Origin of the sequence: Amycolatopsis sp. EV170708-02-1 (assembly GCF_022479115.1) — a bacterium.
GTDB lineage: Bacteria > Actinomycetota > Actinomycetes > Mycobacteriales > Pseudonocardiaceae > Amycolatopsis.
The window spans coordinates 3,839,750-3,866,455 of sequence record NZ_CP092497.1 but is presented as its reverse complement, the minus strand read 5'-3'; the positions used below and the strand labels follow the sequence as shown (position 1 = coordinate 3,866,455).

At 69.8% G+C, this 26,706-nt stretch carries 25 protein-coding genes; 12 read left to right on the top strand and 13 right to left on the bottom strand.

Annotation, left to right across the window (positions count from 1 at the left end; translation table 11 throughout):
- Nucleotides 1-80 precede the first annotated feature (80 nt).
- Nucleotides 81-1,118, top strand: a complete 1,038-nt coding sequence (locus MJQ72_RS18220) for an MBL fold metallo-hydrolase (protein ID WP_240600528.1) — start codon at nt 81-83, stop codon at nt 1,116-1,118.
- On the top strand, nt 1,115-1,558 hold the full coding sequence (locus tag MJQ72_RS18215; RefSeq protein WP_240600526.1) for a GNAT family N-acetyltransferase: 444 nt from the start codon (nt 1,115-1,117) through the stop codon (nt 1,556-1,558). Before MJQ72_RS18220 ends, MJQ72_RS18215 begins: the two co-directional genes overlap by 4 nt.
- Before the next feature lie 76 nt (nt 1,559-1,634).
- On the opposite strand, the gene mnmA is transcribed toward MJQ72_RS18215, so the two are convergent.
- Genes mnmA through MJQ72_RS18195 form a run of 4 tightly spaced genes read right to left on the bottom strand, consistent with a single transcriptional unit; the run spans nt 1,635 to nt 6,650 of the window.
- Entirely contained in the window at nt 1,635-2,726 is a 1,092-nt protein-coding gene (gene mnmA, locus MJQ72_RS18210) for a tRNA 2-thiouridine(34) synthase MnmA (RefSeq protein WP_034315910.1), read from the bottom strand.
- A 5-nt stretch (nt 2,727-2,731) separates the two neighbouring features.
- On the bottom strand, nt 2,732-3,928 hold the full coding sequence (locus MJQ72_RS18205) for a cysteine desulfurase family protein (protein WP_240600524.1): 1,197 nt from the start codon (nt 3,926-3,928) through the stop codon (nt 2,732-2,734).
- A 49-nt stretch (nt 3,929-3,977) separates the two neighbouring features.
- Nucleotides 3,978-5,372: an MFS transporter gene (locus MJQ72_RS18200; RefSeq protein ID WP_396426956.1), complete on the bottom strand. Its 1,395-nt coding sequence runs from the start codon at nt 5,370-5,372 to the stop codon at nt 3,978-3,980.
- Nucleotides 5,373-5,396: 24 nt separating this feature from the next.
- The gene (locus tag MJQ72_RS18195; RefSeq protein WP_240600520.1) at nt 5,397-6,650 is read right to left on the bottom strand and encodes a LuxR C-terminal-related transcriptional regulator; all 1,254 of its coding nucleotides are present in this window, start codon (nt 6,648-6,650) and stop codon (nt 5,397-5,399) included.
- 134 nt (nt 6,651-6,784) lie between these two features.
- Here MJQ72_RS18195 and MJQ72_RS18190 point away from each other — a divergent pair, with 134 nt between their 5' ends.
- Nucleotides 6,785-7,675, top strand: coding sequence for an NADP-dependent oxidoreductase (locus tag MJQ72_RS18190; RefSeq protein WP_240600519.1), 891 nt, complete (start codon nt 6,785-6,787; stop codon nt 7,673-7,675).
- Nucleotides 7,676-7,749: 74 nt separating this feature from the next.
- Here the strand turns inward: MJQ72_RS18190 and MJQ72_RS18185 are convergent, their stop codons facing one another.
- The 4 genes from MJQ72_RS18185 to MJQ72_RS18170 all read right to left on the bottom strand — a co-directional run bounded on the left by MJQ72_RS18185 (nt 7,750) and on the right by MJQ72_RS18170 (nt 11,363).
- Nucleotides 7,750-8,637: a 1-acyl-sn-glycerol-3-phosphate acyltransferase gene (locus tag MJQ72_RS18185; RefSeq protein ID WP_240600517.1), complete on the bottom strand. Its 888-nt coding sequence runs from the start codon at nt 8,635-8,637 to the stop codon at nt 7,750-7,752.
- On the bottom strand, nt 8,634-9,416 hold the full coding sequence (locus MJQ72_RS18180; RefSeq protein ID WP_240600515.1) for a GNAT family N-acetyltransferase: 783 nt from the start codon (nt 9,414-9,416) through the stop codon (nt 8,634-8,636). Before MJQ72_RS18180 ends, MJQ72_RS18185 begins: the two co-directional genes overlap by 4 nt.
- A 175-nt stretch (nt 9,417-9,591) precedes the next feature.
- Nucleotides 9,592-10,551: an electron transfer flavoprotein subunit alpha/FixB family protein gene (locus MJQ72_RS18175; RefSeq protein ID WP_016336565.1), complete on the bottom strand. Its 960-nt coding sequence runs from the start codon at nt 10,549-10,551 to the stop codon at nt 9,592-9,594.
- A gap of 26 nt (nt 10,552-10,577) precedes the next feature.
- The gene (locus tag MJQ72_RS18170) at nt 10,578-11,363 is read right to left on the bottom strand and encodes an electron transfer flavoprotein subunit beta/FixA family protein (RefSeq protein WP_007031634.1); all 786 of its coding nucleotides are present in this window, start codon (nt 11,361-11,363) and stop codon (nt 10,578-10,580) included.
- A 243-nt stretch (nt 11,364-11,606) separates the two neighbouring features.
- On the opposite strand from MJQ72_RS18170, the gene MJQ72_RS18165 reads away from it, so the two are divergent.
- Nucleotides 11,607-12,458 carry a DegV family protein gene (locus MJQ72_RS18165; RefSeq protein ID WP_240600513.1) on the top strand — a complete coding sequence of 284 codons (852 nt, stop codon included), beginning with the start codon at nt 11,607-11,609 and terminating at the stop codon, nt 12,456-12,458.
- Here MJQ72_RS18165 and MJQ72_RS18160 read toward each other — a convergent pair.
- On the bottom strand, nt 12,439-12,861 hold the full coding sequence (locus MJQ72_RS18160; protein WP_240600511.1) for a hypothetical protein: 423 nt from the start codon (nt 12,859-12,861) through the stop codon (nt 12,439-12,441). The genes MJQ72_RS18165 and MJQ72_RS18160 overlap by 20 nt on opposite strands.
- A gap of 70 nt (nt 12,862-12,931) precedes the next feature.
- Here MJQ72_RS18160 and MJQ72_RS18155 point away from each other — a divergent pair, with 70 nt between their 5' ends.
- The 5 genes from MJQ72_RS18155 (at nt 12,932) to MJQ72_RS18135 (ending at nt 17,231) form a co-directional block, all read left to right on the top strand.
- Nucleotides 12,932-13,705: a class I SAM-dependent methyltransferase gene (locus MJQ72_RS18155; RefSeq protein ID WP_240600510.1), complete on the top strand. Its 774-nt coding sequence runs from the start codon at nt 12,932-12,934 to the stop codon at nt 13,703-13,705.
- Nucleotides 13,702-15,213, top strand: a complete 1,512-nt coding sequence (locus MJQ72_RS18150) for a glycoside hydrolase family 57 protein (protein WP_240600508.1) — start codon at nt 13,702-13,704, stop codon at nt 15,211-15,213. The genes MJQ72_RS18155 and MJQ72_RS18150 overlap by 4 nt, the downstream gene beginning before the upstream one ends.
- A gap of 16 nt (nt 15,214-15,229) precedes the next feature.
- Complete coding sequence (locus MJQ72_RS18145; protein WP_016336571.1) at nt 15,230-15,715, top strand: glutathione peroxidase; 486 nt, start codon at nt 15,230-15,232, stop codon at nt 15,713-15,715.
- A gap of 227 nt (nt 15,716-15,942) precedes the next feature.
- Nucleotides 15,943-17,004, top strand: a complete 1,062-nt coding sequence (locus MJQ72_RS18140) for a S1 family peptidase (protein WP_240600506.1) — start codon at nt 15,943-15,945, stop codon at nt 17,002-17,004.
- Nucleotides 17,004-17,231: a hypothetical protein gene (locus MJQ72_RS18135; protein WP_240600505.1), complete on the top strand. Its 228-nt coding sequence runs from the start codon at nt 17,004-17,006 to the stop codon at nt 17,229-17,231. Before MJQ72_RS18140 ends, MJQ72_RS18135 begins: the two co-directional genes overlap by 1 nt.
- On the opposite strand, the gene MJQ72_RS18130 is transcribed toward MJQ72_RS18135, so the two are convergent.
- Entirely contained in the window at nt 17,219-18,985 is a 1,767-nt protein-coding gene (locus MJQ72_RS18130; protein WP_240600503.1) for a glycoside hydrolase family 2 protein, read from the bottom strand. The genes MJQ72_RS18135 and MJQ72_RS18130 overlap by 13 nt on opposite strands.
- A gap of 108 nt (nt 18,986-19,093) precedes the next feature.
- Between MJQ72_RS18130 and MJQ72_RS18125 the strand changes: the two genes are divergently transcribed.
- The gene (locus MJQ72_RS18125) at nt 19,094-20,347 is read left to right on the top strand and encodes a glycosyltransferase family 4 protein (protein WP_240600501.1); all 1,254 of its coding nucleotides are present in this window, start codon (nt 19,094-19,096) and stop codon (nt 20,345-20,347) included.
- A 197-nt stretch (nt 20,348-20,544) separates the two neighbouring features.
- On the opposite strand, the gene MJQ72_RS44625 is transcribed toward MJQ72_RS18125, so the two are convergent.
- From MJQ72_RS44625 to aceA, 3 genes are all read right to left on the bottom strand, one after another.
- Nucleotides 20,545-20,676 (bottom strand): hypothetical protein, encoded by a 132-nt coding sequence (locus MJQ72_RS44625; protein WP_256464201.1) that lies wholly within the window; start codon nt 20,674-20,676, stop codon nt 20,545-20,547.
- 453 nt (nt 20,677-21,129) lie between these two features.
- Nucleotides 21,130-22,734 carry a malate synthase A gene (gene aceB / locus MJQ72_RS18120; RefSeq protein WP_240600499.1) on the bottom strand — a complete coding sequence of 535 codons (1,605 nt, stop codon included), beginning with the start codon at nt 22,732-22,734 and terminating at the stop codon, nt 21,130-21,132.
- Nucleotides 22,735-22,834: 100 nt separating this feature from the next.
- The gene (gene aceA, locus MJQ72_RS18115; protein ID WP_072030536.1) at nt 22,835-24,121 is read right to left on the bottom strand and encodes an isocitrate lyase; all 1,287 of its coding nucleotides are present in this window, start codon (nt 24,119-24,121) and stop codon (nt 22,835-22,837) included.
- Nucleotides 24,122-24,349: 228 nt separating this feature from the next.
- On the opposite strand from aceA, the gene MJQ72_RS18110 reads away from it, so the two are divergent.
- Both MJQ72_RS18110 and MJQ72_RS18105 read left to right on the top strand, forming a co-directional pair.
- A complete protein-coding gene (locus MJQ72_RS18110) occupies nt 24,350-25,777 on the top strand; it encodes a short-chain fatty acyl-CoA regulator family protein (protein ID WP_240600497.1) in 1,428 nt (475 codons plus the stop codon).
- Between the two features lie 78 nt (nt 25,778-25,855).
- Nucleotides 25,856-26,680 carry an NAD(P)H-binding protein gene (locus MJQ72_RS18105; protein ID WP_240600495.1) on the top strand — a complete coding sequence of 275 codons (825 nt, stop codon included), beginning with the start codon at nt 25,856-25,858 and terminating at the stop codon, nt 26,678-26,680.
- Nucleotides 26,681-26,706 lie beyond the last annotated feature (26 nt).

Below are 26,706 nucleotides of genomic sequence, written 5' to 3'. Positions count from 1 at the left end.
CAAGTGGACACTCGGCTTCCGGCGGCACAAAGTGGTGGGACTGGGCGGCACACCGGAGTGCGTCCGGGACGGAGGTCACCATGGAGCCGTTGCCGGAAGACGGCGAACGGGACTGGGCCGAGCCAGGCGTCTACACGGTTTCACCGGGGGTCCACCGGATCCCGCTGCCCCTGCCGCAGGACGCGCTGCGCGCGGTCAACGTGTACGTCGTCACCGACGGCACCCGCCTGGTCCTCGTGGACTCGGGCTGGGCGCTGGAGTCGGCGCGCGAGCGGCTTTCGCGCGGGTTGAAGGCGCTCGGAGCGGATCTCGGCGACATCGACGAGTTCCTGATCACCCACGTGCATCGCGATCACTACACGCTCGCCGTGGAGCTTCGGCGCGAGTTCGGCGGCAAGCTCGGGCTCGGGAAGCGGGAAGAGCCGTCGCTGGTGCGCTCCGGCGATCCGGACCGGTTCCCAATGGAAGCGCAGGTCGGCCTGCTCCAGCGTTGTGGCGCGGACCCCGTCGTCGAGGAGCTCGCCAGGGCCTTCGGCGGCGTCCGGCACACCGAGGCGCATCTGTGGGAGCAGCCCGACGAGTGGCTCGTCCCCGGCAAACGCGCGATCGTGCCCGGCCGCGAATTCGACGTCGTGCACACGCCGGGCCACACGGACGGGCACGTCGTCTTCGTCGACGACGAGGCGGGGCTGGTGTTCTCCGGCGACCACGTGCTGCCGCACATCACGCCGTCCATCGGGTTCCAGCCGGTGCCCACCGAACTGCCGCTGAGCGACTACCTCGACTCCCTGCGCCTGGTCCGCGAGATGCCGGACCGGCGCATGCTCCCCGCGCACGGCCCCGTCACCGGCAGCGTCCACGCCCGCGTGGACGAATTGCTGGAGCACCACCGGGACCGGCTCGAAGTCATGGGCGGCGAGATCACCGCGGACGTCACGACGGCGTACGAGGTCGCGCTGCGGCTGGGGTGGACGCGCAAACAGCGCAAGCTGCCCGACATGGACCCGTTCAACCAGATGCTCGCCGTCCTGGAGACCGGCTCGCATCTGGATCTGCTGGTGGCGCAAGGGAAACTCACCGCGGCCGAGACCGACGGGGTGCGACACTACGCCTCATGATCATCCGTCAAGCGCGCCGGGAAGACGTCGCGGCGATCGTCGGGATGCTCGCCGACGACCAGATCGGCAGCACCCGTGACTCCGCCGATGACCTCACGCCGTATCTGAAGGCCTTCGAGCAGATCGCCGCCGACCCGGCGCAACTGCTGATCGTCGCCGACGACGGCGGGGAGGCCGTCGGCACGCTCCAGTTGTCGATCATTCCCGGCCTGGCGAGGAAAGGCGCGCTGCGCGGGCAGATCGAGGCCGTCCGGGTGCGGGCGAGCCATCGCGGCTCCGGCCTGGGTGGCGAGCTGATGACGTGGGCCATCGACGAATCGCGGCGGCGGGGCTGCGCCATCGTGCAGCTGACGTCGGACGTGAAACGCGTGGACGCGCACCGGTTCTACGAACGCCTCGGCTTCGAGGCGACGCACACCGGCTTCAAGCTGAAGTTCTAACCCCCTGCCGCATTTCGTCCTCTGAATGCGGTACTTGCACGCGCAAGGACCGCATCCAGAGGACTAAATGCGGGGGTCAGCGAGTGCCGGAGATCTTCGCGCTGCCGAGCACCAGGTCGCCTTCGGCGGCGTCGGTGCGGTACAGCACGACGACCTGCCCCGGCGCGACCCCGCGCAGCGGCTCGCGAAGCTGGATGCTCACCGAGTCGCCCGAGACCTCCGCGACGGCCTCGACGATCCCGCCGTGCGCGCGCACCTGGACGACACATTCGGTCGGGCCGTCCAGCGGCCGCTCGCTGGGCCAGATCGGACGATCCGCCTCGATCACGTTCACGCCGAGATCCCGCGCGGAACCGACCTTCACGGTGCCCGAGACCGGCTCCAGCGACAGCACGTAGCGCGGCCGCCCGTCCGGCGCCGGCGCCTCGATGCCGAGACCCTTGCGCTGGCCGACGGTGAAGCCGTGCACACCGGTGTGCTCACCGAGCACGGCGCCGGTCTCCGCGTCGACGAGCTGCCCGGGACGCTGGCCGAGCCGCTTCTCCAGGAAGCTCTTCGTGTCGCCGTCCGGGATGAAGCAGATGTCGTGACTGTCCGGCTTCTTCGCCACCGACAGGCCCCGGCTCGCGGCCTCGGCGCGGACGTCGGTCTTCCACGAATCACCGAGCGGGAACAGCGAATGCCGCAGCTGTTCCGGGGTGAGCGAAGCCAGCACGTAGGACTGGTCCTTGCCGGTGTCGACGCTGCGCCGCAGCTCCGGTACACCGTCCACAAGGGACAGACGGGCGTAGTGCCCGGTGGCGACGGCGTCGAAGCCGAGCGCCATCGCCTTGTCCAGCAACGCCTCGAACTTGATCTTCTCGTTGCAGGTGACGCACGGGTTCGGCGTCCGGCCGGCGGCGTACTCGCCGACGAAGGTTTCGATGACCTCTTCGGTGAAACGCTCGGCGAAGTCCCAGATGTAGAACGGGATGCCGAGGATGTCCGCCGCGCGCCGAGCGTCGCCGGAGTCCTCGATCGTGCAGCAGCCGCGGGATCCGGTGCGCAGCGTGCCGGGCTTCGCCGACAGCGCCAGGTGCACGCCGACGACCTCGTGCCCGGCGTCCACGGCGCGCGCGGCGGCCACCGCCGAGTCCACTCCCCCGCTCATCGCGGCCAGTACGCGCATCTTCCTCACACCTCTTGCTTCTGCGTCTGCTTGCGCATTCCGGCGAGTCCCGCCTGCCTCGCCCTGTCGACGACGCCCGCGATCTCCCTCGAAACCGCTTCAACGTCTTCCGGTGCCGAGGTATGCCCGAACGAGAACCGCAGCGACCCGCGCGCGGCCGCGGGTTCGGCACCCATGGCCAGCAGCACGTGGCTCGGCTGCGCGACACCCGCCGTGCACGCCGATCCGGTGGAACATTCGATGCCCTTGGCGTCCAAGAGCATCAACAGGCTGTCACCCGCGCAACCGGGGAAGGTGAAATGGGCGTGCGTCGGCAGGCGCTCGCCCTCGCCGCCGTTGAGCACCACGTCCGGCACCTCGCGCCGGACGGCCTCGATCAGGTCGTCGCGCAGTTCGGCGACGCGTTTCGCGTACTCCTCGCGCCCCTCGACCGTGGCCTTCACCGCCGTCGCGAACGCGATCACCGCGGGAACGTCGAGCGTGCCCGAACGCACGCTGCGCTCCTGGCCGCCACCGTGCAGCACCGGCACGCACGCGGTGTCGCGCCCGAGCAGCAGCGCGCCGACGCCGTACGGGCCGCCGAGCTTGTGCGCGGTGAGGGTCAGCGCCGCGGCGCCGCTTTCGGCGAAGTCGACCGGCACCGCGCCGACGGCCTGGACGGCGTCGGTGTGCAGCGGGATCTCGTGCTCGGCGCAGACGGCGGCGAGCGCGGCGATCGGGTTGACCGTGCCGACCTCGTTGTTCGCCCACATCACGGTGACCAGCGCGACCGTCTCGGGGCTTTCGCCGATGGCGGTGCGCAGCGATTCCGGGGTCACCCGGCCGGCCTCGTCGACCTCGACCCAGACGATCTCGGCGCCCGCGTGCTGCTCCAGCCACTCGACGGACTCCAGGACGGCGTGGTGCTCGACGGTGCTGCACAACACCCGGCGGCGCTCGGCGTTCTCGCCGTTGCGGGCCCAGAAGATGCCCTTGACCGCGAGATTGTCGCTCTCCGTGCCACCGGCGGTGAAGATCACCTCGGACGGCCGGGCACCCAGCGCCTCCGCGATCACCTCGCGGGCTTCTTCGACCCGGCGGCGGGCCCGGCGTCCCGAGGAATGCAGCGCGGAGGCGTTGCCCACTGTGGACAGCGCCTCGGACATCGCCGCTACGGCTTCGGGCAACATCGGGGTGGTCGCCGCGTGGTCGAGATAGGTCATCGCATCCTTCAGGGTAGCCCGTTCCGGGGCGTGACCAAGCCCACCCTGGTCAGCGGGTGGCGGCGCTCATATCCGACGGCCACCGTCCGGTCACCCGCACCCCCAGCAACGCGATGCCGGTCAGCACCACCGAAAGCACCACGATCGCCACCGAAGGGTCCTTCGCCGAAGCCAGCGACGCGAGCAGGACACCGCCTAAACCGATGGTCAGGGCCGATCCGACCCAGTCGCCGAGCTGCAGCGCCGAGGTGTTGAACCCGCGTTCCGCCTCCGGCGAGTACCGGAGCAGCAGCACCGAGATCGCGGGCATCGCGATCCCCATCCCGGAGCCGCCGATCGCCGACGCCACGAACGCCATCCAGCCGGGGAACGAGGGCAGCGGGACGAAGACGAAGATCGCCAGACCGGCCGCGACCAGCGCGAACCCCGTCCTCAGCGACGCCTCGCGCGACCAGTCGAGCATGCGGCCCTGCAGCATCGACCCCGCCGACCAGCCCAGCGCGGTCACCGTCAGCGGCAGCCCGGCCAGCGCGGGGCTGTAGCCGTGGACCTCGGTCATCGTGAGCGGCAGGTACGCCTCCATCCCGGCGTACGCGCCCGCGATCAACGCGCGTGAGGCGATCACTGTGGGCAACCCCGGCCGCGACGACAACGTCCCGGCGGGCAGGAGTTTGCGAAGCGCGTACGCGAGGGCGATCAGGCCGGCGCCGCCGTAGGCCAGCGCCGCGAGGGACGGATGCTGAGCCGCCCAGGTGAGCGCCGCGACGCCGAGGGCGGCGACCACCGCGGGGACGACCCCGGCGCGCCGCGCGGATTCGGCGGGCGCGTGCCGGGGCAGCTTGCGCGTGACGACGATCAGCAGGGCGAGCCCGATCCCGGTCAGCGGGATCAGCCCCAGGAACACCCATCGCCAGCCGACGCTCACGGTCACCACCCCCGCGACCGACGGGCCGATCACCGCGGGCAGCACCCACGCGGCGGCGTTGGCGGCGTAGATCACCGGGCGTTCCCGGTCGCTGAAGGTGAGCGCGATCAGCAGCGACACCGAGACCAGCAGGAGACCGGAACCGAAGCCCTGCAACGCCCTGCCGAGCAGGAGCAGCGGCATGTCGTGCGCGAGCCCCGCGACCAGCAGCCCGGCGGCGAACAGCGCGGTGCCGGCGAGCAGCGCGGGAGCCGGGCCTTTGCGGTCGCCGAGGCGTCCGGAAAGGACGGTCGCGACCACGCTGGCGACCAGGAAGGTGGTGAACGGCCAGGCGTACAGCGCGAGACCGTCGAGGTCGGCCACCATCGTCGGCATCGCGGTGGCGACGCCCATGCTTTCGAACGCGATGAGCGTGACCATGAGCAGCAGCCCGATGGTGGTCACGCGGTGCTCAGGTGTCCAGAGCACACCCTTCGGCTTGGCCTTGTCCCCAGTGATCGTCATACGACGAGCCTGCAACCTCCAGCCCGGTGGAGGTCAAGCTCAAGACGCCGGCTCCAGGCGCAGCTCACGCGCCAGCACGGCGGCCTCCCCGCGCGACGTGACCTCCAGTTTCCCCAAGATCTTCCGCACGTGGAACTTCACCGTGTGCTCGGTCAGCGCCAGCTCGTCGGCGATCTGCCGGTTGCGTTTCCCGCGCGCGATCCCGGCGAGGACTTCGAGTTCACGCGGGTTCAGCCGGTCGAGCGGGCGCAGTTCCGGCGTTTCCTGCACGCCCAGCGGCAGGGCGGCGGTGATGGTGGCGCCCCAGTCCGGTACGGCGTCGACCTCCCAGCGGCCGCCGAGCGGGGTGATCCGTTCGGTGAGGCCGGTGGCGGGCACGGCGCGGGCGACGTCCGGGCCGTTGTCCCGCACGGTGACGCGGAGGTTCTGCCCGTCGATGCGCCAGGACGCCCGGACCCGGGTGCTGCCCCGCTCCAGCGCGGCGAGCACCAGACCGCGCGAAACCGTGCGGGCGGTGTGCGCGATGTCCTGCGGGAGCGGCCGTTCGTCGCCGGGGCCGGCGAGGTCGACGGTCACGTCGTCGTGGCGTACCAAGGGGTCCAGCTGCGCGGCGAGGGTGTCGAACGCCGCGGACGCCGGCTCCGCCGAGAGCTCCTGGTCGCGGTCGGCGATCGAGCGCAGTTCGACCAGCGCGGCCGCGGCGAGATCGGTCGCGGTCTGCCGGGCGGCGGCGTCGCCGAGCTTGCGGGACCGCAGCACCGCGAGCAGCGACGTCAGCGTGGTGGCGTGCGTCTGGCCCAGATCGGTGATCGCCCGCGCCCGCGCGGTCGCCGCCGCGATGTTGCTTTCCAGGACGGCGGGCTCGGGGTCGGTGGCGCGCTGGGCGGCGTTCACGCTGACGATGTCCCACAGCTTGGCGACGATCTCCAGCGCGCTGTCCGACGGCTCGTCCTCGGTGGGGACGAGCGCGACCATCGCGCCCTTGCCGATCACCGGTGCCGAGGTCAGGAGGACGAGCTTCCGGCGCTTCCCGCCGAGCGTCTCTTCGGCCACCACGGCCTGCCCCGGGACGCCGAGCGCGGCGAGCCGCTGAAGCTCGGCGCTCGTGACCGCGGCGGTGATCGCCGGGTCGCCGTCGACCTTGGTCGGCAGACGGGAACAGTCGCCGGTCTCCATGGCGGCGGCGCGGTGCGGCAGGACGGCCGCGGCCGTCGCGGAGAAACGCGGCAGGAGTTCGGGACGCGGAGCGGCGAGCATGTACTCGACCTGGCTCAGCACTTGCAGCGGATCCATGGCTCCACAGTAGGCGCGTCCCGGCGCGGGGACGCTGCTCTCCCGGCTAGTGAACACTGCTCGTCCGGCTGGTTCGGGCGGGGTCCGGGCGCCGGTTGACTGATCGCAGCGAAGAAAACCGAGTAGGAGTGAACATGCGAGCGATCACCATCACCCAGTACGGCGAACCTGACGTCCTGCGGGCTGCCGAGGTCCCGCTGCCGGAGCCCGGGCCCGGCCAGGTGCGGGTGAAGGTCAAGGCCGCCGGCGTCAACCCGATCGACTGGAAGATCCGGTCGGGCGCCATGGCGGAGGTCCGGCCCGTCGAATTCCCGCACATCCTCGGCCTGGAGCTGGCGGGCGTGGTGGACGCGGTGGGCGAAGGCGCCGGATTCGCCGTCGGGGACGAGGTCTTCGGCTGGTCGGACACCGGAACGTACGCGGAGTACGCGCTGGCGAGCACGGTCATCCGCAAACCCGCTGGGCTGTCGTGGGCCGAAGCCGCCGCGCTGCCCATCGCCGGGGAAACCGCGTTGCGGGTGCTCGGCGAACTGGAGGTCAAGCCGGGCGAGACCGTGGTGATCCACGGCGCGAGCGGGCAGGTCGGCCGGATCGCGACGCAGGCCGCCGTCGCGCTGGGCGCCACGGTCATCGGGCTCGCCGGGGCTTCGTCGCTGGACGAGGTGAAGGACCTCGGCGGGGTGCCGGTCCAGTACGGCGACGGCTGGCTCTCGCGAGTCCGCTCGGCCGCTCCGGACGGCGTCGACGCGGTGTTCGACGCCGCGGGCTTCGGTGTCCTGGGTGATTCCGTCGAGTTGCTGGGCTCACCCGACCGGCTGATCACCATCGCGGACCCGGCGGCTTACGCGCAGGGGCTGAAGTTCTCGGCGGGCGGCTCGGAAACTCAAGCGGTTCTTGAGGATCTGGTCGCGCGAGGGCTGAAGTTGAAGCTGGGATCGAGTTACGCGCTCGCCGACGCCGCCGCGGCACACCGGGAAAGCGTTACCGGTCACGCGGGCGGGAAGATCACGCTGACCTTCGGCTGAGCTGAAGGGGCCCATCCCCGCATAGGACGCGGTGAAGGACGCTTTCACCACTTCCTATGCGGGGAAAGTCCCCTTCAGCCCGCCGGAGTCCGCGCGGGGCCGGGCACCGGAACCACTGCCGGGCGACGCCGCCGCTGTACCGGGATCTGCACCCGCCCCAGTGCCGCCTGCACCGCGGATTCCGCCAGTGCGGCCAGTTCCCGCCGATCCGCGGCGCGGCCCGGCGCGATCTCCGGGCATACGTGCACCTCCAGCACCAGACCACGCAGAGCCGCGACCCGCCGCAGCGAAGCGATGAGCGACTCCGGCCCGATGAACGCCGGCTGCGTCGTCTCCCGCCCGTCGGCGAGCCGGAACCGCAGCGCGAGCGGCCGCACCGGGACACCGCCGTCGATCGCGGCCTGGAAGGTCGCCGGGCGGAACCGGCCCGAGCCGAGACCGCACCAGGTGGTGCCTTCCGGTGTCACGCTGACGAGTGATCCGCCGCGCATGGCCTCGGCGAGTTCGTCCATCGTCGAGGGGAGGCTCCGCAGGTTCTCCCGGTCGAGGAAGATGCTGCCGCCGCGGCGCACCAGCAGGCCGAGCACCGGCCAGGCGCCGACCTCCTTCTTCGCGAGCGCCCGCATCGGCTGGACGGCGTTGACCGCGATGATGTCCAGCCACGAGATGTGGTTGTTCACCACGAGCGCGCCACGGCCGGGCACGGCGCGGAACCGCTCGTCGCCGAGCACGCGCAGCTTTACCCCGAACGAGCGAAGGATCCCCGCGAAAAGCAGGCGCACCAACCGTTCCCGGGGCATGCCGCGCAGTACGAGCACGAGCGGCGCGCTCAGGAAGGCACCGAAGATGACACCGATCGCCGCGGTGAACCGCAGGACCCGCCTGCCGAACGCCACCGTCGGCGCCCCTTCGGTCAGGCAGCCGTCGCCACACGGCGATTTCGGCATCCAGGCGTGAGTCATCCCTGCACTCCCAGGAAGAACTTGAGGTACCGCTCGTCGACGTTGTGCAGATCCAGCAGGACGAAGAAGTCCGCGACACCGAAATCCGCGTCGAGCGCGGGCGGGCCGTAGATCTTCGCGCCGAGACGCGTGTAGCCCTTGATGAGCGGCGGGAGGATCGCGCGGGCCGGACGCTCGACGCCTTCGACCCGCCACGGGTTCAGCGGCGTCACCCGAAGGGATTCATCCGCGTAGTGCTTGGCGCGCAGGACATCCCAGACGCCCGCCGCGTAGACCCCGCCGTCGGTCAGCGGCACGGAGGCGCAGCCTGCGAGATACCGGTGACCGGCCAGCAGCATGTAGCGCCCGATCCCCGCCCAGACGAGGCTCACCACGGCACCGCTGCGGTGGTCGGGGTGCACGCACGAACGGCCCGTCTCGACCAGCGAAGGACGCAGCGCGTCGAGCGCGGTGAGATCGAATTCGCTGTCGGAGTACAGCTTTCCCGCCCGCGCGGCCCGATCGGGCGGCAACATCCGGTACGTGCCCACGATCTCGCCGGTGTTGTCGTCCCGCACCACGAGGTGATCGCAGAACTCGTCGAAGTAGTCGACGTCGAGGCCTGGTTCGGGGGAATTGAGCGTCGCTCCCATTTCCTCGGCGAACACCTGATGGCGCAGGCGTTGCGCGGCGACGACTTCTTCGTTTCCGTTCGCCACGAGAAGGGAGTAACGCGGCGCGTCGGCCGGGAGTTCGACACCTGCCTGGTCAGTACTGACGAGGAGCTGTGACGTCGTCATGACCCAGGTCTACCCCTGGAGGGGTACCAACGACAATGCGCCCGATGGCCGATTAGTGCACGTTCAGTTAATTGCGGGTTCTCAGGCTTCTCTCAGGATGAGAAGTCACTTCCCGGTCACGGAAAAGGGGCCGCCCGGGAAATAAATCCCGGACGGCCCCCGCGAAACGTGGGGCTCAGCCCTTGCGCTTCTGGACCTCTTCGGTCAGCTGCGGCGCGACGTTGAACAGGTCGCCCACCACACCGAAGTCGGCGATCTCGAAGATCGGCGCCTCGGCGTCCTTGTTGACCGCGATGATGGTCTTCGAGGTCTGCATACCGGCGCGGTGCTGGATCGCGCCGGAGATGCCCAGCGCGATGTACAGCTGCGGCGAGACCGTCTTACCGGTCTGGCCGACCTGGAACTGCGCCGGGTAGTAGCCCGAGTCGACCGCGGCGCGGGAAGCACCGACGGCGGCACCGAGCGAGTCGGCGAGCGCCTCGACGACGTCGAACTTGTCGGCCGAGCCGACACCGCGGCCACCGGAGACGACGACCGAGGCCTCGGTGAGCTCCGGCCGGTCGCCGCCGACGATCGGCTCGACGCCGGTGATCCTGGCGGACTTCGCCGGGTCGCCCGCGGGGACCTCGACGGTCTCCTCGGCGGCCGCGCCCTCGGCCGGAGCGGCCTCGACCGCGCCCGGGCGGACCGAGATGACCGGGACACCCTTGGTGGACTTGGACTTCACGGAGAACGCGCCACCGAAGATGGACTGGTCGACGCTGCCGTCGCCGTTCACGCCGACGGCGTCGTACAGCAGACCGGAGCCGAGGCGGACCGCGACCCGGGCGGACACCTCCTTGCCCTCGGCGCTGGCCGCGACGAGCACGGCGGCCGGGGAGGTCCGCTCCGCCAGCGCGGCGAGGACGTCCACCTTCGGGGTGACCAGGAAGCCGGTGGCGTTGTCGCCCTCGGCGACGTACACCTTGGCTGCGCCGTGCGCGGCGAGGGCTTCCTTCGCCTTGGCGGCGGTGCCGGTCGGGCCGACGACGACCGCGGACGGCTCACCCAGTTCACGAGCGGCGGTCAGCAGCTCGAGCGTGACCTTCTTGACTTCACCGTCGACGTGGTCGACGAGGACGAGTACTTCAGCCATTTCCCTATTCCTCCTCGAAACCTGTCTCAGATGAGCTTCTGCGCGACCAGGTAGGCGGCCACCTTGCTGCCGCCGTCACCCTCGTCCTCGACGCGCTCACCGGCGGTGCGCGGCGGCTTCGGGGAGGCTTCGAGCACGGACGACCAGGCGTTGCCGAGGCCGACCTCGGCCGCGTCGACACCCAGGTCCGCGACGGTCAGCGTCTCGACCGGCTTCTTCTTCGCGGCCATGATGCCCTTGAAGGAGGGGTAGCGCGGCTCGTTGATCTTCTCGCCGACGCTCACCACCGCGGGCAGGTTCGCCTCGAGGTGCGTGACGCCGTCCTCGGTGTAGCGGTCGGCCTTGATCGAGGTGCCGTCGACGGTCAGCTCGTTCACGTGGGTCAGCTGCGGCAGGCCGAGCAGCTCGGCGATGATCGCCGGCACGGCGCCACCGCGGCCGTCGGAGGCCTCGTTACCGGTGATGACCAGGTCGAAGCCCTCGACCTTGGAGATCGCGGCGGCCAGCACCTTGGCGGTGGCGATCGCGTCGGAGCCGTGCAGGGCCTCGTCGGAGACGTGGATGGCCTTGTCGGCACCCATGGACAGCGCCTTGCGGATCGCGTCGGTCGCGCGGTCGGGACCCACCGAGACGACGGTGACCTCGCCCTCGCCGGCTTCCTTGATCTTCAGTGCTTCTTCGACGGCCTTCTCGTTGATCTCGTCGAGCACGGCGTCGGCGGATTCGCGGTCAAGAGTGTTGTCGGCACCGGAGAGCTTCCGCTCCGAGTAGGTGTCCGGTACCTGCTTGACCAGGACAACGATGTTCGTCATGGGTCTACTTCGACCTCCCGTTAGTGGCCGGCGTCGGCCACGGGGCAACAGCTCTACTGGCCGGTAGATTAGGGCCATTTCAGCCCCGCGGCCCGCCGAGGTGACCTCATTCACCTGGATGCACGTTTTAGTGGGACCATCGTCCAGGTAATTCACCCGGAAGTGAGTGTAACCGGCCGACTAACCCGAACGGCCGTATTCCGGGGTACTCCCGGAGATGGTGAAGGGATAACCTGCCCCACCATGCGTTCCATGCCCGGCCCAGTCGCCGTGATCACGGACTCGACCGCCTGCCTTCCCACCCCGGTCACCGAACGCTGGGGGATCGGCGTCGTTCAGGTCCAACTGCAGGTCGGAGAGCAGTTCGACGAGGAGAACCGCTACGACCGCGAGGAAATCATCGGCCATCTGCGGGCCGGGACACCGGTGAAGACGGCGCCGCCCGAGGTCGCCGCGTTCTTCTGGGCCTTCCAGGACGCCGCGAGCAAGGGCGCGTCCGCGATCGTCAGCGTCCACATCTCGGGCCGCATGTCGGAGACGGTGAACGCCGCCCGCGAAGCCGCCCAGCAGGTGAACATCCCGGTGCACGTCCTCGACAGCGGGACCACCGGGATGAGCCTCGGTTTCGCGGCGACCTCGGCGGCCAAGGTCGCCGCCGCCGGCGGGCAGGCCACCCGCGTCATCGACGCGGCCGAACGCCGGTTCCGCGGCAGCCGGGAGATCCTCTACGTCGACACGCTGGAGTTCCTGCGCCGCGGCGGCCGGATCGGAGCGGCGCAGGCGTTCCTCGGCTCCGCCTTCTCGATCAAGCCGCTGCTGACGCTGAAGAACGGCGAGGTCGCGCCGCTGACCCGGGTGCCGGGTCAGCGGCGGGCGCTCAACAAACTCGTCGACCTCGCGGTGGAATGCGCGGGCGACCGGGAGGTCGAGGTCGCCATCACCCGGTTCGGCCCGGACGAACGCGACCTGGAGATCGGCGGGCGGCTGCGGGCGCGGCTGCCGCATATGGTCGACAGCACCCTGGTGGACGCCAGCATGATCCTCGGCGCCCACCTCGGGCCCGGTGCCATCGGCATCACGGTGTCGCCGGTGTAGCCCGCTTCGAGGGGATCAACGCCAGCACGATCGGGAGCACGGCGCCCAGCGCCGTCGTCGCGACGATCAGCACCTGGTCCACCGGCTCGAAATGCGAGACGTGGCCAAGGTGGTAGAGGAAATGCGGCAGTCCGAAACAGAAGGTGGCGAGCGCGGCCAGCCTGGCCACGGCGGTCGTCCCGATCACGGCGGCGCCGATCAGGATGGCCGCGAGCGCGAGGTTGAGGCCGCCGAAGTCCTGGATCAGGTGTTCGTTGAAGGGGCCGTCCATCGCCACCCAGCCGGTGCGGAACCCCGGGAAGTCCCGGTAGAAGCCGTCCGGGCTGACCAGCGGCCACAGCCCGACGGGCAGTTCGATGAGGCCGAAGACGACGAGCAGTACGCGGGTGATTGTCCGTTGCATACCTCCTGGACTGCGCGGCGCCCCGAAACGTGACACGCGGGCCGAAGTGACCGGCCGGTAGGGTCGCGGCGTGACCACCCCAGCCACCAGGGCCGAAGCGCTGCACCTCACCGGTGAACGCACCGTGCCGGGCATCGCCGAGGAGAACTACTGGTTCCGGCGCCACGAGGCCGCGTATCAAAAGCTCCTGCCGCTGTGCGAAGGCAAGACCGTCCTGGAGGCCGGGTGCGGCGAGGGCTACGGCGCCGGGCTCATCGCCACCGTCGCCGAGCGGGTGCTCGCCCTCGACTACGACGTCCCCACCACCGAGCACGTCGCCCGCCGCTACCCCGGCATCGGCGTGGCCAGGGCGAACCTGGTGTTCCTGCCGCTGCGGGACGCCTCGGTCGACGTCGTCGCCAACTTCCAGGTGATCGAGCACCTCTGGGATCAGGGCGCCTTCCTCGCCGAATGCCTCCGTGTGCTCTCCCCCGGCGGGCGGCTGATCGTCACCACGCCCAACCGGCTGACCTTCACCCCGGACAGTGACACCCCGCTCAACCCGTTCCACACCAGGGAGCTCGCACCGTCCGAATTGGACGGACTGCTGCGGGACGCCGGTTTCGAGGTCGAGACGCTGCACGGTCTCCACCACGGCGAGGGGGTCGCGAAACTGGACGCCAAGTACGGCGGTTCGATCATCGACGCCCAGCTCGACGTCGTCATGGGGCAGCTGCCGGGGCAGGCGACCTGGCCGGCGGAACTGCTCGCCGACGTCGAAAGCATCCAGGCGGCGGATTTCGCCATCCACGGTGAGGACCTCGACGCCAGCCTCGACCTCGTGGCCGTGGCGGTGCGCCGATGAGCGAGTACGAGGGCACGTTCTGCCTCGTGGTGCACAGCCATCTGCCGTGGCTGCCGCACCACGGATCCTGGCCGGTCGGCGAGGAATGGCTTTATCAGGCGTGGGCGCATTCCTACCTGCCGATGGTCGATCTCTTGCGCCGCTTCGCCGACGAGGGCCGCGAAGACGTCCTCACCCTCGGGATGACGCCGATCCTCGCCGCCCAGCTCGACGACCCGTACTGCATCGACGCCTTCCACGACTGGCTCGGCCACTGGCAGCTGCGCTCCTGGCACGCGTCCACGCTCTGGCGCGGCGACCCGCTGCTGCGCGACCTCGCGGCGAGCGAGTACCGGACGGCGCTCAAGGCATCGGAAGAGCTCGAAACCCGCTGGCGGCACGGTTTCTCGCCGATCCTTCGGTCCTTTGTGGACAACGGGACGATCGAGCTGCTCGGCGGCCCGCTGGCGCATCCGTTCCAGCCGCTGCTCGACCCGGCGGTCCGCGACTTCATGCTGCGCGGCGGCCTGGCCGACACCGCGCTGCGGATCGGACGCCGTCCCGAAGGCATTTGGGCACCCGAATGCGGTTACGCGCCCGGCATGGAAGCCGGCTACGCCGCGGCGGGCGTCAAGCGGTTCATGGTCGACGGCCCCTCCCTGCACGGCGACACCTCGGCGGCGCGGACCGTCGGCGATTCCGACGTCGTCTGCTTCGGCCGCGACCTCGAAGTCACGTACCGAGTCTGGTCGCCGAAGGCCGGGTATCCCGGCCATGCCGCCTATCGCGACTTCCACACCTGGGCGCACGAGGTCGGCCTCAAACCGTCGCGGGTGACCGGCAAGACCGTCGAGCCGCCGGACAAGGCGCCGTACGACCCGGCGATGGCGACGGCCACCCTCGGCGGTCACGTCCAGGACTTCGTCGACACCGTCGTCGCCCGGCTGCGTTCGCTCAAGGCCGAGCACGGCCGCGAATCGCTCGTCGTCGCCGCGTACGACACCGAGCTCTTCGGCCACTGGTGGCACGAGGGCCCGGCCTGGCTCGAAGGCGTCCTGCGGGCGCTGCCCGAGGCGGGAGTCCGCGTGACGACGCTCAAGGGCGCGCTCGAAGCCGGCCACCTCGGCGGGAAGGTCGACCTCCCGGCGTCGTCGTGGGGTTCGGGCAAGGACTGGCGGGTCTGGGACGGCGAGCAGGTCGCCGACATGGTGCGGGACAACACCGCGTTGCAGGACCGGATGCTCGACCTCGTCGCCGGAATGGACACGACGACACGTGACTCCGTCCGCGACCAGGCCGTCGCCGAGGCGATGCTGGCGCTTTCGAGCGACTGGGCGTTCATGGTCACCAAGGATTCCGCCGCCGACTACGCGCGGCGGCGGGCGAAAGTGCACACCGAACGGTTCGACACGCTCGCCGGACTGCTCCGGGACGGTGCGCTCGACCGCGCGCGGGAGACCGCGGCCGCGTTCCGGCGCGACGACGGGCCGTTCGGTCACGTCGACGCGCGTGACCTGCTGAGGAAATGACGAAAGGGGCACCACCATGGGGATCCACGACATTCCGCTGAAGACGCTCGCGGGCGAGGACACGACACTCGGCGCGCTCGAAGGCAAGACGCTGCTGGTGGTGAACGTGGCGTCGAAATGCGGCCTGACCCCGCAGTACACCGGGCTGGAAAAGCTCCAGGAACGCTACGCGGACAAGGGTTTCTCCGTCGTCGGCTTCCCGTGCAACCAGTTCGCGGGCCAGGAGCCGGGCACCGCCGAGGAGATCCAGACCTTCTGCTCGACGACGTACGGCGTTTCGTTCCCGCTGTTCGAAAAGCTGGACGTGAACGGGGAAAGCCGTCACCCGCTCTACGCCGAACTGACCAAGGCCGCCGACGCCGAGGGCGCCGCCGGCGACGTCCAGTGGAACTTCGAGAAGTTCCTCGTCGCCCCTTCCGGTGAAGTGGTGGGCCGATTCCGCCCGCGCACCGAACCCGAGGACGAGACGATCACCAAGGCCATCGACGCCGCGATCGGCTGACACCTTTTTCCGGGTATTCGGGGACCAAAGTCCCCGAATACCCCGGCCGCTCGCGCGATGTCCGGTTGCTCGATCACAAACCCTTGCCACACAAGGGAAATCCTGACGGTCCATAGTGAAGCGCCATACCCGATTGCACTATGGCGCCACCCGTCGCGCGGGGGAACACTCTTTTGTCGGGAGTCCCGCACTTCGTCAACGCCGACAACAGGAAAAGTGTGGCAGACATGATCGAAAACAACATGATCCCGGACGATTTCCTCTCCCTCGCGAGTGTGCAGGCGGCGGAAGAGGACGCGTTGCTGAACCGGCAGAACGTGGTGGGTGTCGCGCTCGGCACCAAATGGTCCGGCGGGAGGGACACCGGCGAGAAGGCGATCACCGTCCTCGTCGACACGAAGATGCCGCACGAGATGCTGCGGGAGGACGACCTCGTCCCGGCGGCACTGTCCGGGGTGCCGACCGACGTCCAAGAGGTCGGCGTGCTCCAGGCCGGTCGCAGCATCGCCGCGCCGAAGGTGAACGGCGCCGCCACGATGCTCGACGAGCCCCAGGCTCCGACACTCGCCCGGCCCGACGAACTCGCCCGCGAGCAGGTCGGCCCGTTCACCCTCGCCAAGCGGTTCCGCCCGGCGTTCGGCGGGCTGAGCCTCGGCCATTTCAAGATCACCGCCGGCACCTACGGCACCGCCGTCTACGACGCCACGGCGCTGCCCGGCAAACCGGCCAGGTACTACATCCTGAGCAACAACCACGTGCTCGCGAACTCCAACGCGGCCGCCATCGGCGATCCCATCCTGCAGCCCGGCCCGTTCGACGGCGGTGTCGTCCCCACCGACGTCATCGCCAGGCTGAGCCGGTTCGTGCCGATCAAGTTCATCGCCGCGGGCCAGCCGGTGCCGCTGAACTTCGTCGACGCCGCCATCGCCGAGGGCCAGTTCCACGACCTCGACCGGCGGATCTTCTGGGTCGGCGACCTCAAGGGCACCAACGTGGCCCCCGCGGTCGGCACGGTGGTGCAGAAGACCGGCCGGACCACGAACTGGACCACCGGGCGGATCACGAACATCAACGCCACCGTCGACGTGAACTACGGCGGCGGCCGGGTGGCCCGGTTCGCGCAGCAACTGCTCACCACCGACATGTCGGCGGGCGGCGACTCGGGCAGCCTCGTGGCGGATCTGAGCGAGAACGCCGTCGGCCTGCTGTTCGCCGGTTCGCCGGTGGTCACCGTGATCAACCGGATCACGCTGGTCGAGGCCGCGCTCGGGATCAAGGTGCACCCGTAGTGGCCGAAGACGTGCCGGATGTCGACGCCGCCCTCGTGACGGCGTCCCGATGGCTCGACGACGTCCCCGGTGTGGTCGGGGTCGGACAGGGCGAGGCCGAGGGGGCACCCACGATCGACGTGTGGATGACCCCCGGTCACGACTCCGGGCAGCTGCCTTCTCAGCTGCTCGGAGTGCCCGTCCGGATCCGTGACTCCGGCGGTCCGGTGGAAGCTCAGCCGGACTGACCCGCCTCGATGACCGCGCGATTGCGGGCGGCGACGGTCGCCGGGTCCGCCTTCGTCACCCGCCGGTCGTAGGTGAGCAGGCCGTTGACCTCGTTCTCGACGTCGGTGGTCTGGGTGTAGATCGCGCCGGAAAGGCCGGTTCCGGCGACGATCCGTTCGAGGTTCTCGCTGACCTCGGCATAGCGTTTCGTCAGCTCTGCCGAGGTCAGCGTCATCTCATAGGCCTGCGGTTCCCCGGGCCAGCGGTGCTCGTCGACGACCAGGCCGAGGCCGCCGTACTCACCGTCGACGATCACCCTGCCGTCCGTCACCGCGGGTTTCCCCGGCCCGACGTAGGTGTGGTCGTCGTAGACGTCGCCCGCGCCGGCGTCCGGCCGCGAGAAGCAGCAGTTCACCCCGCTGTTCGCGACGACGAGCCTGGTCGGGTCGAGGTCCTTCACCAGCTTCGCGATCCGCGCGGTGTCGAATTCCCCCCAGCCCTCGTTGAACGGCACCCAGCCGACGATCGAGGTCACCCCGCGCAGCTGCTCGATCATCTCGGTCAGCTCGGCCTCGAACCGTTCCTGCGCCTCCGGGACCGGGTCGGGCGCGGTGCCGGGCGGGCCGTCGAAGGAGACGGTGAGCGACGGCATGTCCTGCCAGACGAGCAGGCCCAGCCGGTCCGCCCAGTGATACCACCGCTCCGGCTCGACCTTGACGTGCTTGCGGACGAAGTTGAAGCCGAGCTCCTTGGTCTTCTCCAGGTCGAACCGCAACGCCTCGTCGGTGGGGGCGGTGTGGATCCCGTCGGGCCAGTAACCCTGGTCGAGCGGGCCGTGGAGGAAGGTGATCCGGCCGTTGAGCGCGATCCGCGGCCTGCCCTGGGCGTCGGCCACCGTCCCGATCGTCCGGAGCCCGGTGTAGGACTCGACGACGTCGAGCACGTCGCCGCTCTCGTCGAGCAAGCGGACCTGGAGGTCGTAGAGATACGGATCGTCCGGCGTCCACAGGCGCGGCGAAGGCACGTCCGCGCGCAACCGCCGTCCCACGTCTCCGGAGACGCGTGCCACTTCCGGGCCATCGGGTTCGCTCACGATCACCTCCACCCGGGCGCCACCTGTGACCTTCGGCACAACCGCCACCCCTTCGAGGTCAGGGATCAGCGGCAGCTCCCGGATATGCGCGGACGGCACCGGCTCCAGCCAGACGGTCTGCCAGATACCCGACGCGGCGGTGTAGAAGATCCCTTCCGGGTCGTTCCGCTGCTTGCCGACGGGATGCGTCGCTGCGTCGGTCAGGTCCGTCGCGCGGACGGTGAGTTCCTGCGATCCCGACGGGCGCAGGACGTCGGTGATGTCGGCGCTGAAGGCCGTGTACCCGCCTTCGTGGACGGCGACCTTCTGGTTGTTCACCCAGACCTCGGCGGACTGGTCGACGGCGCCGAAATGGAGCAGCACCCGCTGACCGTCCCATTCGGACGGGACGTGGAAAACCTTGCGGTACCAGAGCGTTTCGTCCCGCCGCCCGATCCCGGAGAGGGCCGATTCCGGCGGGAACGGCACCAGGATCCGCTCGCCGTACCCGGTGCGGCCGGGCGCGCCGCTGCCCGCGTACTCCCAGACGCCGTTGAGGTTCAGCCAGCGTTCCCGGACCAGCCGGGGACGCGGGTATTCGGGCAGCGCGTCGCCGGGTCCGACCTGCGCGGACCACGGCGTCGAGAGCACCGGTTCGACGGGCTTGAAGGCCGGTCCGGCCGCGTTCACCGAGGGCGTCATCGACCCGATGGTGGCAAAGATCGTCGCTCCTGTCGCCCCCGATCGGGTTCACCGGGAGGGGTGATCGCCCCGTCCCGGCGCCGACCGACTCACGAGTAACCTCCACCCATGCGCGTGCTGATGTTGTCGTGGGAGTACCCACCCGTGGTCGTCGGCGGACTCGCACGGCACGTCCACGCCCTGGCCAGGCATCTCGCCCGGCAGGGGCACGACGTGGTCGTCCTGTGCCGTCACACGGCGGGCACCGACGCCGAGACCCATCCGAGGACCGATCGCGTGGTCGAGGGCGTCCGGATCATCCGGGTCGCCGAAGACCCGATGCACGTGACCTTCGAACGGGACCTCGTCGCGTGGACGCTGGCCATGGGGCACGCGATGGTCCGCGCCGCCACCGACCTGCTGCGCACCTGGCAGCCGGACGTCGTGCACGCGCACGACTGGCTGGTCACCCATCCCGCGATCGCGATCGCGGAGGCCGCGCGCGTGCCGCTGGTCGGCACGATCCACGCCACCGAGGCCGGACGGCACTCCGGCTGGCTCTCGCATCCGCTGAACCAGCAGGTGCACTCCGTCGAGTGGTGGCTCGCGAACCGCTCGGACGCGCTGATCACCTGTTCGCAGGCCATGCGCCGCGAGGTGGCGCATCTGTTCGAGGTCGACGGCGACGCCGTCACCGTGATCCACAACGGCATCGAGGAACGCACCTGGCAGGTGCCCGCGGAGGAGGTCGCGCACGCGCGCGAGGTCTACAGCCCCTCCGGCGCGCCGCTGCTGCTCTACTTCGGGCGGCTGGAATGGGAGAAGGGCGTGCAGGACCTGCTCGCCGCGCTCCCCCGGATCCGGCGTGCCAAACCGGGGACGCGGCTGGTCGTCGCCGGCAAGGGCAGGCATCTGGAGGAACTGGTCGACCAGGCCCGCAAACTGCGGGTCCGGCGCGCGGTGGACTTCGTCGGGCATCTGTCCGACCGCGAACTGCGCGCCGTGCTGGCCGCGGCCGACGCGGTCGTGCTGCCCAGCCGGTACGAACCGTTCGGGATCGTCGCGCTGGAGGCCGCCGCCGCGAAGGCGCCCCTAGTGGCGTCGACCGCGGGCGGGCTCGGCGAGGTCGTCGTCGACGGCGAGACCGGCCTGGCGTTCAGCCCCGGCGACGTTGACGCCCTCGGGGACGCCGTCGAGGCGGTGCTGGACGACGAGGTCGCCGCCGCCCGCCGGGCGCTGACCGCGCAGTCGCGCCTGGCCGCGGATTTCGACTGGGGGCGGATCGCCGAGGCGACCGTGGCGGTCTACCGGCGGGCTCGCGTCGGGGAGCCGGTGGAACTGGGACGGCCGAAGATCGCGACGGGCAACGCCTTCGAGCCGTGACCCCCGATGCGTTCCGGCGCTGTCGCGAAAGCCACTTTCGCGACGTCTGATGTCCCGAAAGTGGCTTTCGCGACATGCGTGCCGCGGGAAGTCGGGGGCGGAGGGGAATCCGGGACGTCGGGGGACCCGGATCCCCCTCCACGAGCGTCGCGGGTCGCGAGGGGCGCGACCCCCGGGTCTGCTCTAGGTGGCGAAGATCAGAAGTGGCAGGGCCGGACACAGTCCGGCCGCGCCGGGACCCCGGCCGAGGCGGACACCGCGGGGGCGGCGAGGGCGACGGCGAGGACGGCGAAGGTCGCGGCCAAGAGCGTTCTCAACTGCTTCTTCATGGTGGCTCCTCGGGGGAACGGGCGGATTTCCCGCCCGGCGCCGAGCATCCGCGCGACCCGCCGCCGAAACAACGGGGGTATCACTAGGTACCCCTACCTAATCGCGGTCCGTGACCGATTCGTCCGGTCCCGTGAGCCGTAACTCGCGTACTTGAAGGCGTAACTCGCGTGCTTGGAGCCGTATCACCGTGTTACGCCTTCAAGCACGCGAGTTACGCCTCTAAACACGCGAGTTACGCATGGGAAAGCCGCGGAGACCCCGTCCACGGTGGTGTGGTGAGGACGGGGTCTCCGCGGCGAGGCGCACGCCCGACTGGCGCTACCGGAGGGGCGCGCGCGTGAAGCGGGTCCGGTGGCGGGGAGCCTCCGCCACCGGACCCGTTGGGCCACACCGTCCCAAACCGGTGTGGAACCCGGCCGCCCCGCGTCAGGTAGGGGCGGCCGGAGCCTGATTCAGTGAGTGGTCAGGTATCGCGCGTACGCGCCGGTGGTGAGGAAGCTCGGCAGCTTCTCGCCCAGCGCGGTCTCGGTGAAGATCTCGTAGGCGTCGCCGAGACGGGTGTCCTCGCCCAGTTCGGCCCGCACCGACGCCAGCTCTTCGTCCAAATAGGACACGGCCAGTTCGCGGGTGAGCGCGGTGCCGTCTTCGAGCTTCGTGCCGTTGCGGATCCACTGCCACACCTGGCATCGCGCGATCTCGGCGGTGGCGGCGTCCTCCATCAGATTGTGGATCGCCGCCGCGCCGGTGCCGCGCAGCCACGCGTCGATGTAGCGCAGCGCGACGTTGATGTTGGCCCGGACACCCGCTTCGGTGACCTCGCCGCCCGCGCTGGCGACGTCGAGCAGGTCCTCGGCCGTCACGGTGACGTCTTCACGGAGCTTGCCGAGCTGGTTCGGCCAGCCGCCGAGGACGTTGTCGAACACCTCGCGGCAGACCGGGACGAGGCCGGGGTGCGCGACCCACGAGCCGTCGAAACCGTCGTTCGCCTCGCGTTCCTTGTCCTGGCGGACCTTCTCCAGCGCGGTCGCGTTGATCTCCGGGTCCTTGCTCGGGATGAACGCGGCCATACCGCCGATGGCGTGCGCCCCGCGCTTGTGGCAGGTGCGCACCAGCAGCTCGGTGTAGGCCCGCATGAACGGCACGGTCATCGTCACCTGCGCGCGGTCCGGGAGCACGAAGTCCGCGCCGTGCGAGGAGAAGTTCTTGATCACGCTGAAGATGTAGTCCCAGCGGCCGGCGTTCAGCCCGGCGATGTGCTCGCGCAGCTCGTAGAGGATCTCCTCCATCTCGAACGCGGCGGTGATCGTCTCGATCAGCACGGTCGCCCGGATCGTGCCGCGCGGGATGCCGAGTTCCCGTTGCGCCAGCAGGAAGACGTCGTTCCACAGCCGCGCTTCGAGGTGGTTCTCGAGCTTCGGCAGGTAGAAGTACGGGCCGCTGCCGCGGGCCAGCAGCTGGCGCGCGTTGTGGAAGAAGTAGAGGCCGAAGTCGACCAGGCTCGCCGAGACCGGGCGGCCGTCGATGCGGATGTGCTTCTCCACCAGGTGCCAGCCACGGGGGCGGGCGACGATCGTCGCGGGTTCGTCGCCGATCGTGTAGCGCTTGCCCGCCTCGGTGGTGAAGTCGATGTTGCGGCGGATCGCGTCGAACAGGTTGAGCTGCCCGTCGATGACGTTGTGCCAGGTCGGCGACGTCGCGTCCTCGAAGTCGGCGAGCCAGACCTTCGCGCCGGAATTGAGCGCGTTGACCGTCATCTTGCGGTCGGTCGGGCCGGTGATCTCGACGCGGCGGTCTTCGAGACCGGGCGCGGACGGGGCGACCGACCAGCTGCTGTCGTCGCGGATCGCGTGCGTCTCGGGCAGGAAGCCCAGCGGCTCCTCACCGGACTGCAGCTTCTCGCGGCGCAGGCGGCGCGCGTCGAGCAGTTCGCGGCGGCGGCCGGCGAACGCGTTGTCCAGTTTGGCCACGAAGTCCAGCGCGGCCGGGGTGAGGATCTCGGCGAACCGGTCACCGGCGGGTCCGCAGACGTCGATCCGGTAGTTCAGCTTCTCAACCATGGTGTGCCTCCGCTGGGCTTCGCGAGAGATAGAGGGGATGGGAGGTGGCGGTCTCCCCTGGGGGTCGAGAGACCGCCACCTGGCACCTACTTGCGAGGGATCAGAACTGCTCGGCCTCGGTGGAACCGGCGAGCGCGGTGGTCGAGCTCTCCGGGTTCAGCGCGGTCGCGACGTTGTCGAACCAGCCGGTGCCGACCTCGCGCTGGTGCTTCGTGGCGGTGTAGCCGCGGTCCTCCGAAGCGAACTCGCGCTCCTGCAGGTCGACGTAGGCGGTCATGCCTTCGCGGGCGTAACCGTGCGCCAGGTCGAACATCGAGTAGTTCAGGGCGTGGAAACCGGCCAGGGTGATGAACTGGAACTTGTAGCCCATGTGGCCGAGTTCGCGCTGGAACTTCGCGATCGTCGCGTCGTCCAGGTGCTTCTTCCAGTTGAACGACGGCGAGCAGTTGTAGGCCAGCATCTGGTCCGGGTACTTGGCCTTGATCGCCTCGGCGAACTGGCGGGCGACCTCGAGGTCCGGCTTGGAGGTCTCCATCCACAGCAGGTCGGCGTACTCGGCGTAGGCGAGACCGCGGTCGATGCAGGGGTCGATGCCGTTGGTGACGTTGTAGAAGCCCTCGGCGGTGCGCTCGCCGGTGACGTACTTGCGGTCACGCTCGTCGACGTCGCTGGTGATCAGCGTGGCGGCCTGCGCGTCGGTGCGGGCGACGATCAGCGAAGGCACGTTCAGCACGTCCGCGGCGAGGCGGGCGGCGTTCAGCGTGCGCTCGTGCTGCTTGGTCGGGATCAGCACCTTGCCGCCGAGGTGACCACACTTCTTCTCGGAAGCGAGCTGGTCCTCCCAGTGCACACCCGCGGCACCGGCGGCGATCATGCCCTTCATCAGCTCGAAGGCGTTGAGCGGGCCACCGAAGCCGGCCTCGGCGTCGGCGACGATCGGGGCGTACCAGTCGATGTCGGTGTTGCCCTCGGCCCAGTTGATCTGGTCGGCGCGGCCCAGCGCGTTGTTGATGCGGCGGACGACGGCGGGCACCGAGTTGGCCGGGTAGAGGCTCTGGTCCGGGTAGGTCTGGCCGGAGAGGTTGGCGTCGGCGGCGACCTGCCAGCCCGACAGGTAGATGGCCTTGAGGCCGGCGCGCACCTGCTGCACCGCCTGGTTACCGGTCAGGGCGCCCAGCGAGTGGACGTAGTCCTCGTTGTGCAGGAGGTCCCACAGCTTCTCGGCACCGCGGCGAGCGAGCGTGTGCTCCTCGACCACGCTGCCGCGCAGCTTGACCACGTCAGCCGCGGAGTACGACCGCTTCACGCCCGCCCAGCGGGGGTCGGTCTCCCACTGCTTGGCCAGTTCGGCGGCCGCCTGCTCCAGCTGCTGCGCGTGCTGAGTCATCGGATTCTCCCGGTGTTGCGAAGTTTGCGAGTGATCGCCTTTCCTGATCCGACCCTGACATGACTGGGGAAATCCGATCCAGCCCTCCAATTTGCCAATTTCTGCGAAGCTTCCGTAGCATCTTGCAAAGGTTGCGAATCGCAGGTTCGCAAGCCGGGGCAAAATCCACGGGCTTGACCGTTCACTGAATCGTTCAGGCCCGGAAACCTTGCGGACAGAGAGGCCTCAGTGGACAAAACCTTCGCCGGAGCGAAGCTGCGGCATCTGCGCGAAAGCCGGTCGATGAGCCAGGCAGATCTGGCTCGTGTGCTGGAGATCTCACCCAGTTACCTCAATCAGATCGAGCACAACTCGCGTCCGCTGACCGTCCCGGTGCTCCTTCGCATCACGCAAGCGTTCGGAGTGGACACCGAGTTCTTCGCGAACAACGACACCGCCCGGCTGGTCGCGGACGTGAAAGAGGCGCTGCTCGACGAGGTCCTCGGCGTGGACGTCACCACCAGCGAGCTCAACGACCTGGCCACGAACCTGCCGACGATCGCCCAGGCCCTGGTCAAACTGCACCGCAGCTACCGCAACGCCGTCGAGAACACCGCCGCGCTGACCACGGAAAACGGATTGGGCATGCACGGCAGCGCGGCGGGCTCGTTGCCGCACGAAGAGGTCCGCGACTTCTTCTACGAGCGGGAGAATTACGTCGCCGAGCTGGACGAACGCGCCGAACGCATGGCGCACGACATCCCGTTGAACCGTGGCCAGGTGCTCGCCGCGCTGAAGGAAACGCTGATCCAGCGCTACGGCGTCGACGTCACGAACGAAGGCATCGACGAGACCAACGGCGAACAGCATCGCTACGAACCCGGGCCGCGGGTGCTGCGGCTGGCGCCGAGCCTGCGCGTCGGGCAGCAGGCGTTCCGGATGGCCTCGCAGATCGCCCTGCTCGAATACGACGACCTGATCACCGAACTCGCCGACTCGTGGGCGTTCTCCGGGCCCGCCGCGCGTTCGCTGGCCAGGGTCGGGCTCGCGAACTACTTCGCGGGCGCGCTGATCCTCCCCTATGGACCGTTCCTGTCGACCGCGGAACGCTTCCGCTACGACATCGAGCGGCTGTGCGACCACTTCGGCGTCGGCTTCGAGACGGTCTGTCACCGGCTCTCGACGCTGCAGCGGCCGAAGAACCGCGGCGTGCCGTTCTCGTTCGTGCGCGTCGACCGGGCCGGGAACATGTCGAAACGCCAGTCCGCGGCCGGTTTCCACTTCTCCCGCGTCGGCGGCGCGTGTCCACTGTGGAACATCTACGAGGCGTTCACCCAGCCCGGCAAGATCCTCACCCAGATCGCGACCCTGCCCGACGGCAAGAGCTACTTCTGGATCGCGCGGACGGTGTCGCGCAACATCGGCGGCTACGGCAGCCCCGGCAAGACGTTCACCGTCGGCCTCGGCTGCGAACTGCGGCACGCGAAACGGCTCATCTATTCGACCGGGCTCGATCTCGACGACCGTGCCGCGGCCACCCCGATCGGCATGGGTTGCAAAGTCTGCGAACGCCCGGCCTGCTCGCAGCGCGCGTTCCCGACGATCGGCAAGCAGCTGACCGTCGACGAGAACACGAGCACCTTCGTCCCGTACCCGGCGGTGCCCAAGTCGCCTTGAGCCGTCCTGTTCTCCCTGGCAGGGTTGCCGTCGACGGCCGCCGCCTGCGACGGCGGCCACCGCACTGGGGAGAACTGGATGATCTTGGTGACCGGGGCAGGCGGCAACGTCGGCTCGGAACTGACCGGAATCCTGGCGCGCGGCGGGCATCCCGTCCGGGCGCTGGTCCGCACACCGCGGCCGTTGCCGGACGGCGTCGACGGGGTGGTAGGAGACCTCAACGAGGCGACGAGCCTGAAACCCGCGTTGGACGGTGTCCGCGCGGTCTTCCTGCTCGGCGGCTACGAGGACATGCCCGGCGCGCTCGCGGTGATGCGGGACGCCGGTGTCGAGCAGGTGACGCTGCTGTCGTCCCGTTCGGTCGTCGGCGGGCACGCGGACAACGCCGTCGCGGGGATGCACATGGCGGCCGAGGCCGCGGTGCGCGCTTCGAAGCTGGCGTGGACCTTCCTGCGGCCGAGCGGGTTCATGTCGAACACGCTGCAGTGGATCCCGCAGCTCCGGGCGGGGGACGTCGTCCGCGAGCCGTTCGCGAACGTGCCGGTCGCGACGATCGACCCGTACGACATCGCCGCCGTCGCCGCGGAATCGCTGACCACGCCGGGACACGAGGGCCGGGCGTACGCCATCACCGGTCCGGGTTCACTCCGGCCCGCGGACCGGCTCCGCGTCCTCAGCGAGCTGCTCGGCCGGGAGCTGCGCCTGGATCCGCTGCCGGACGCCGAGGCCCGGGTGACGATGAGCGCGGAGATGCCGGCGAAGTACGTCGACGCCTTCTTCCGCTTCTTCGCCGAGGGCGAGTTCGACGACTCCGAGGTCACGGGTGCCGTCCAGGATCTGACCGGACGGGAGCCACGGCCGTTCGCGGAGTGGGCGCGGACGCACCTGGCCTCCTTCCGCTAAGGGTCTCGTGAGTGGCAAGGACGGTT

Coding starts and splice junctions, on each gene's coding strand:
- MJQ72_RS18220 (WP_240600528.1), top strand. CDS start 81: ATGGAGCCGTTGCCGGAAGACGGCGAACGGGACTGGGCCGAGCCAGGC.
- MJQ72_RS18215 (WP_240600526.1), top strand. CDS start 1,115: ATGATCATCCGTCAAGCGCGCCGGGAAGACGTCGCGGCGATCGTCGGG.
- mnmA (WP_034315910.1), bottom strand. CDS start 2,726: ATGCGCGTACTGGCCGCGATGAGCGGGGGAGTGGACTCGGCGGTGGCC.
- MJQ72_RS18205 (WP_240600524.1), bottom strand. CDS start 3,928: ATGACCTATCTCGACCACGCGGCGACCACCCCGATGTTGCCCGAAGCC.
- MJQ72_RS18195 (WP_240600520.1), bottom strand. CDS start 6,650: ATGGATCCGCTGCAAGTGCTGAGCCAGGTCGAGTACATGCTCGCCGCT.
- MJQ72_RS18190 (WP_240600519.1), top strand. CDS start 6,785: ATGCGAGCGATCACCATCACCCAGTACGGCGAACCTGACGTCCTGCGG.
- MJQ72_RS18185 (WP_240600517.1), bottom strand. CDS start 8,637: ATGACTCACGCCTGGATGCCGAAATCGCCGTGTGGCGACGGCTGCCTG.
- MJQ72_RS18180 (WP_240600515.1), bottom strand. CDS start 9,416: ATGACGACGTCACAGCTCCTCGTCAGTACTGACCAGGCAGGTGTCGAA.
- MJQ72_RS18175 (WP_016336565.1), bottom strand. CDS start 10,551: ATGGCTGAAGTACTCGTCCTCGTCGACCACGTCGACGGTGAAGTCAAG.
- MJQ72_RS18170 (WP_007031634.1), bottom strand. CDS start 11,363: ATGACGAACATCGTTGTCCTGGTCAAGCAGGTACCGGACACCTACTCG.
- MJQ72_RS18165 (WP_240600513.1), top strand. CDS start 11,607: ATGCGTTCCATGCCCGGCCCAGTCGCCGTGATCACGGACTCGACCGCC.
- MJQ72_RS18160 (WP_240600511.1), bottom strand. CDS start 12,861: ATGCAACGGACAATCACCCGCGTACTGCTCGTCGTCTTCGGCCTCATC.
- MJQ72_RS18150 (WP_240600508.1), top strand. CDS start 13,702: ATGAGCGAGTACGAGGGCACGTTCTGCCTCGTGGTGCACAGCCATCTG.
- MJQ72_RS18145 (WP_016336571.1), top strand. CDS start 15,230: ATGGGGATCCACGACATTCCGCTGAAGACGCTCGCGGGCGAGGACACG.
- MJQ72_RS18140 (WP_240600506.1), top strand. CDS start 15,943: ATGATCGAAAACAACATGATCCCGGACGATTTCCTCTCCCTCGCGAGT.
- MJQ72_RS18130 (WP_240600503.1), bottom strand. CDS start 18,985: ATGACGCCCTCGGTGAACGCGGCCGGACCGGCCTTCAAGCCCGTCGAA.
- MJQ72_RS18125 (WP_240600501.1), top strand. CDS start 19,094: ATGCGCGTGCTGATGTTGTCGTGGGAGTACCCACCCGTGGTCGTCGGC.
- MJQ72_RS44625 (WP_256464201.1), bottom strand. CDS start 20,676: ATGAAGAAGCAGTTGAGAACGCTCTTGGCCGCGACCTTCGCCGTCCTC.
- aceB (WP_240600499.1), bottom strand. CDS start 22,734: ATGGTTGAGAAGCTGAACTACCGGATCGACGTCTGCGGACCCGCCGGT.
- aceA (WP_072030536.1), bottom strand. CDS start 24,121: ATGACTCAGCACGCGCAGCAGCTGGAGCAGGCGGCCGCCGAACTGGCC.
- MJQ72_RS18105 (WP_240600495.1), top strand. CDS start 25,856: ATGATCTTGGTGACCGGGGCAGGCGGCAACGTCGGCTCGGAACTGACC.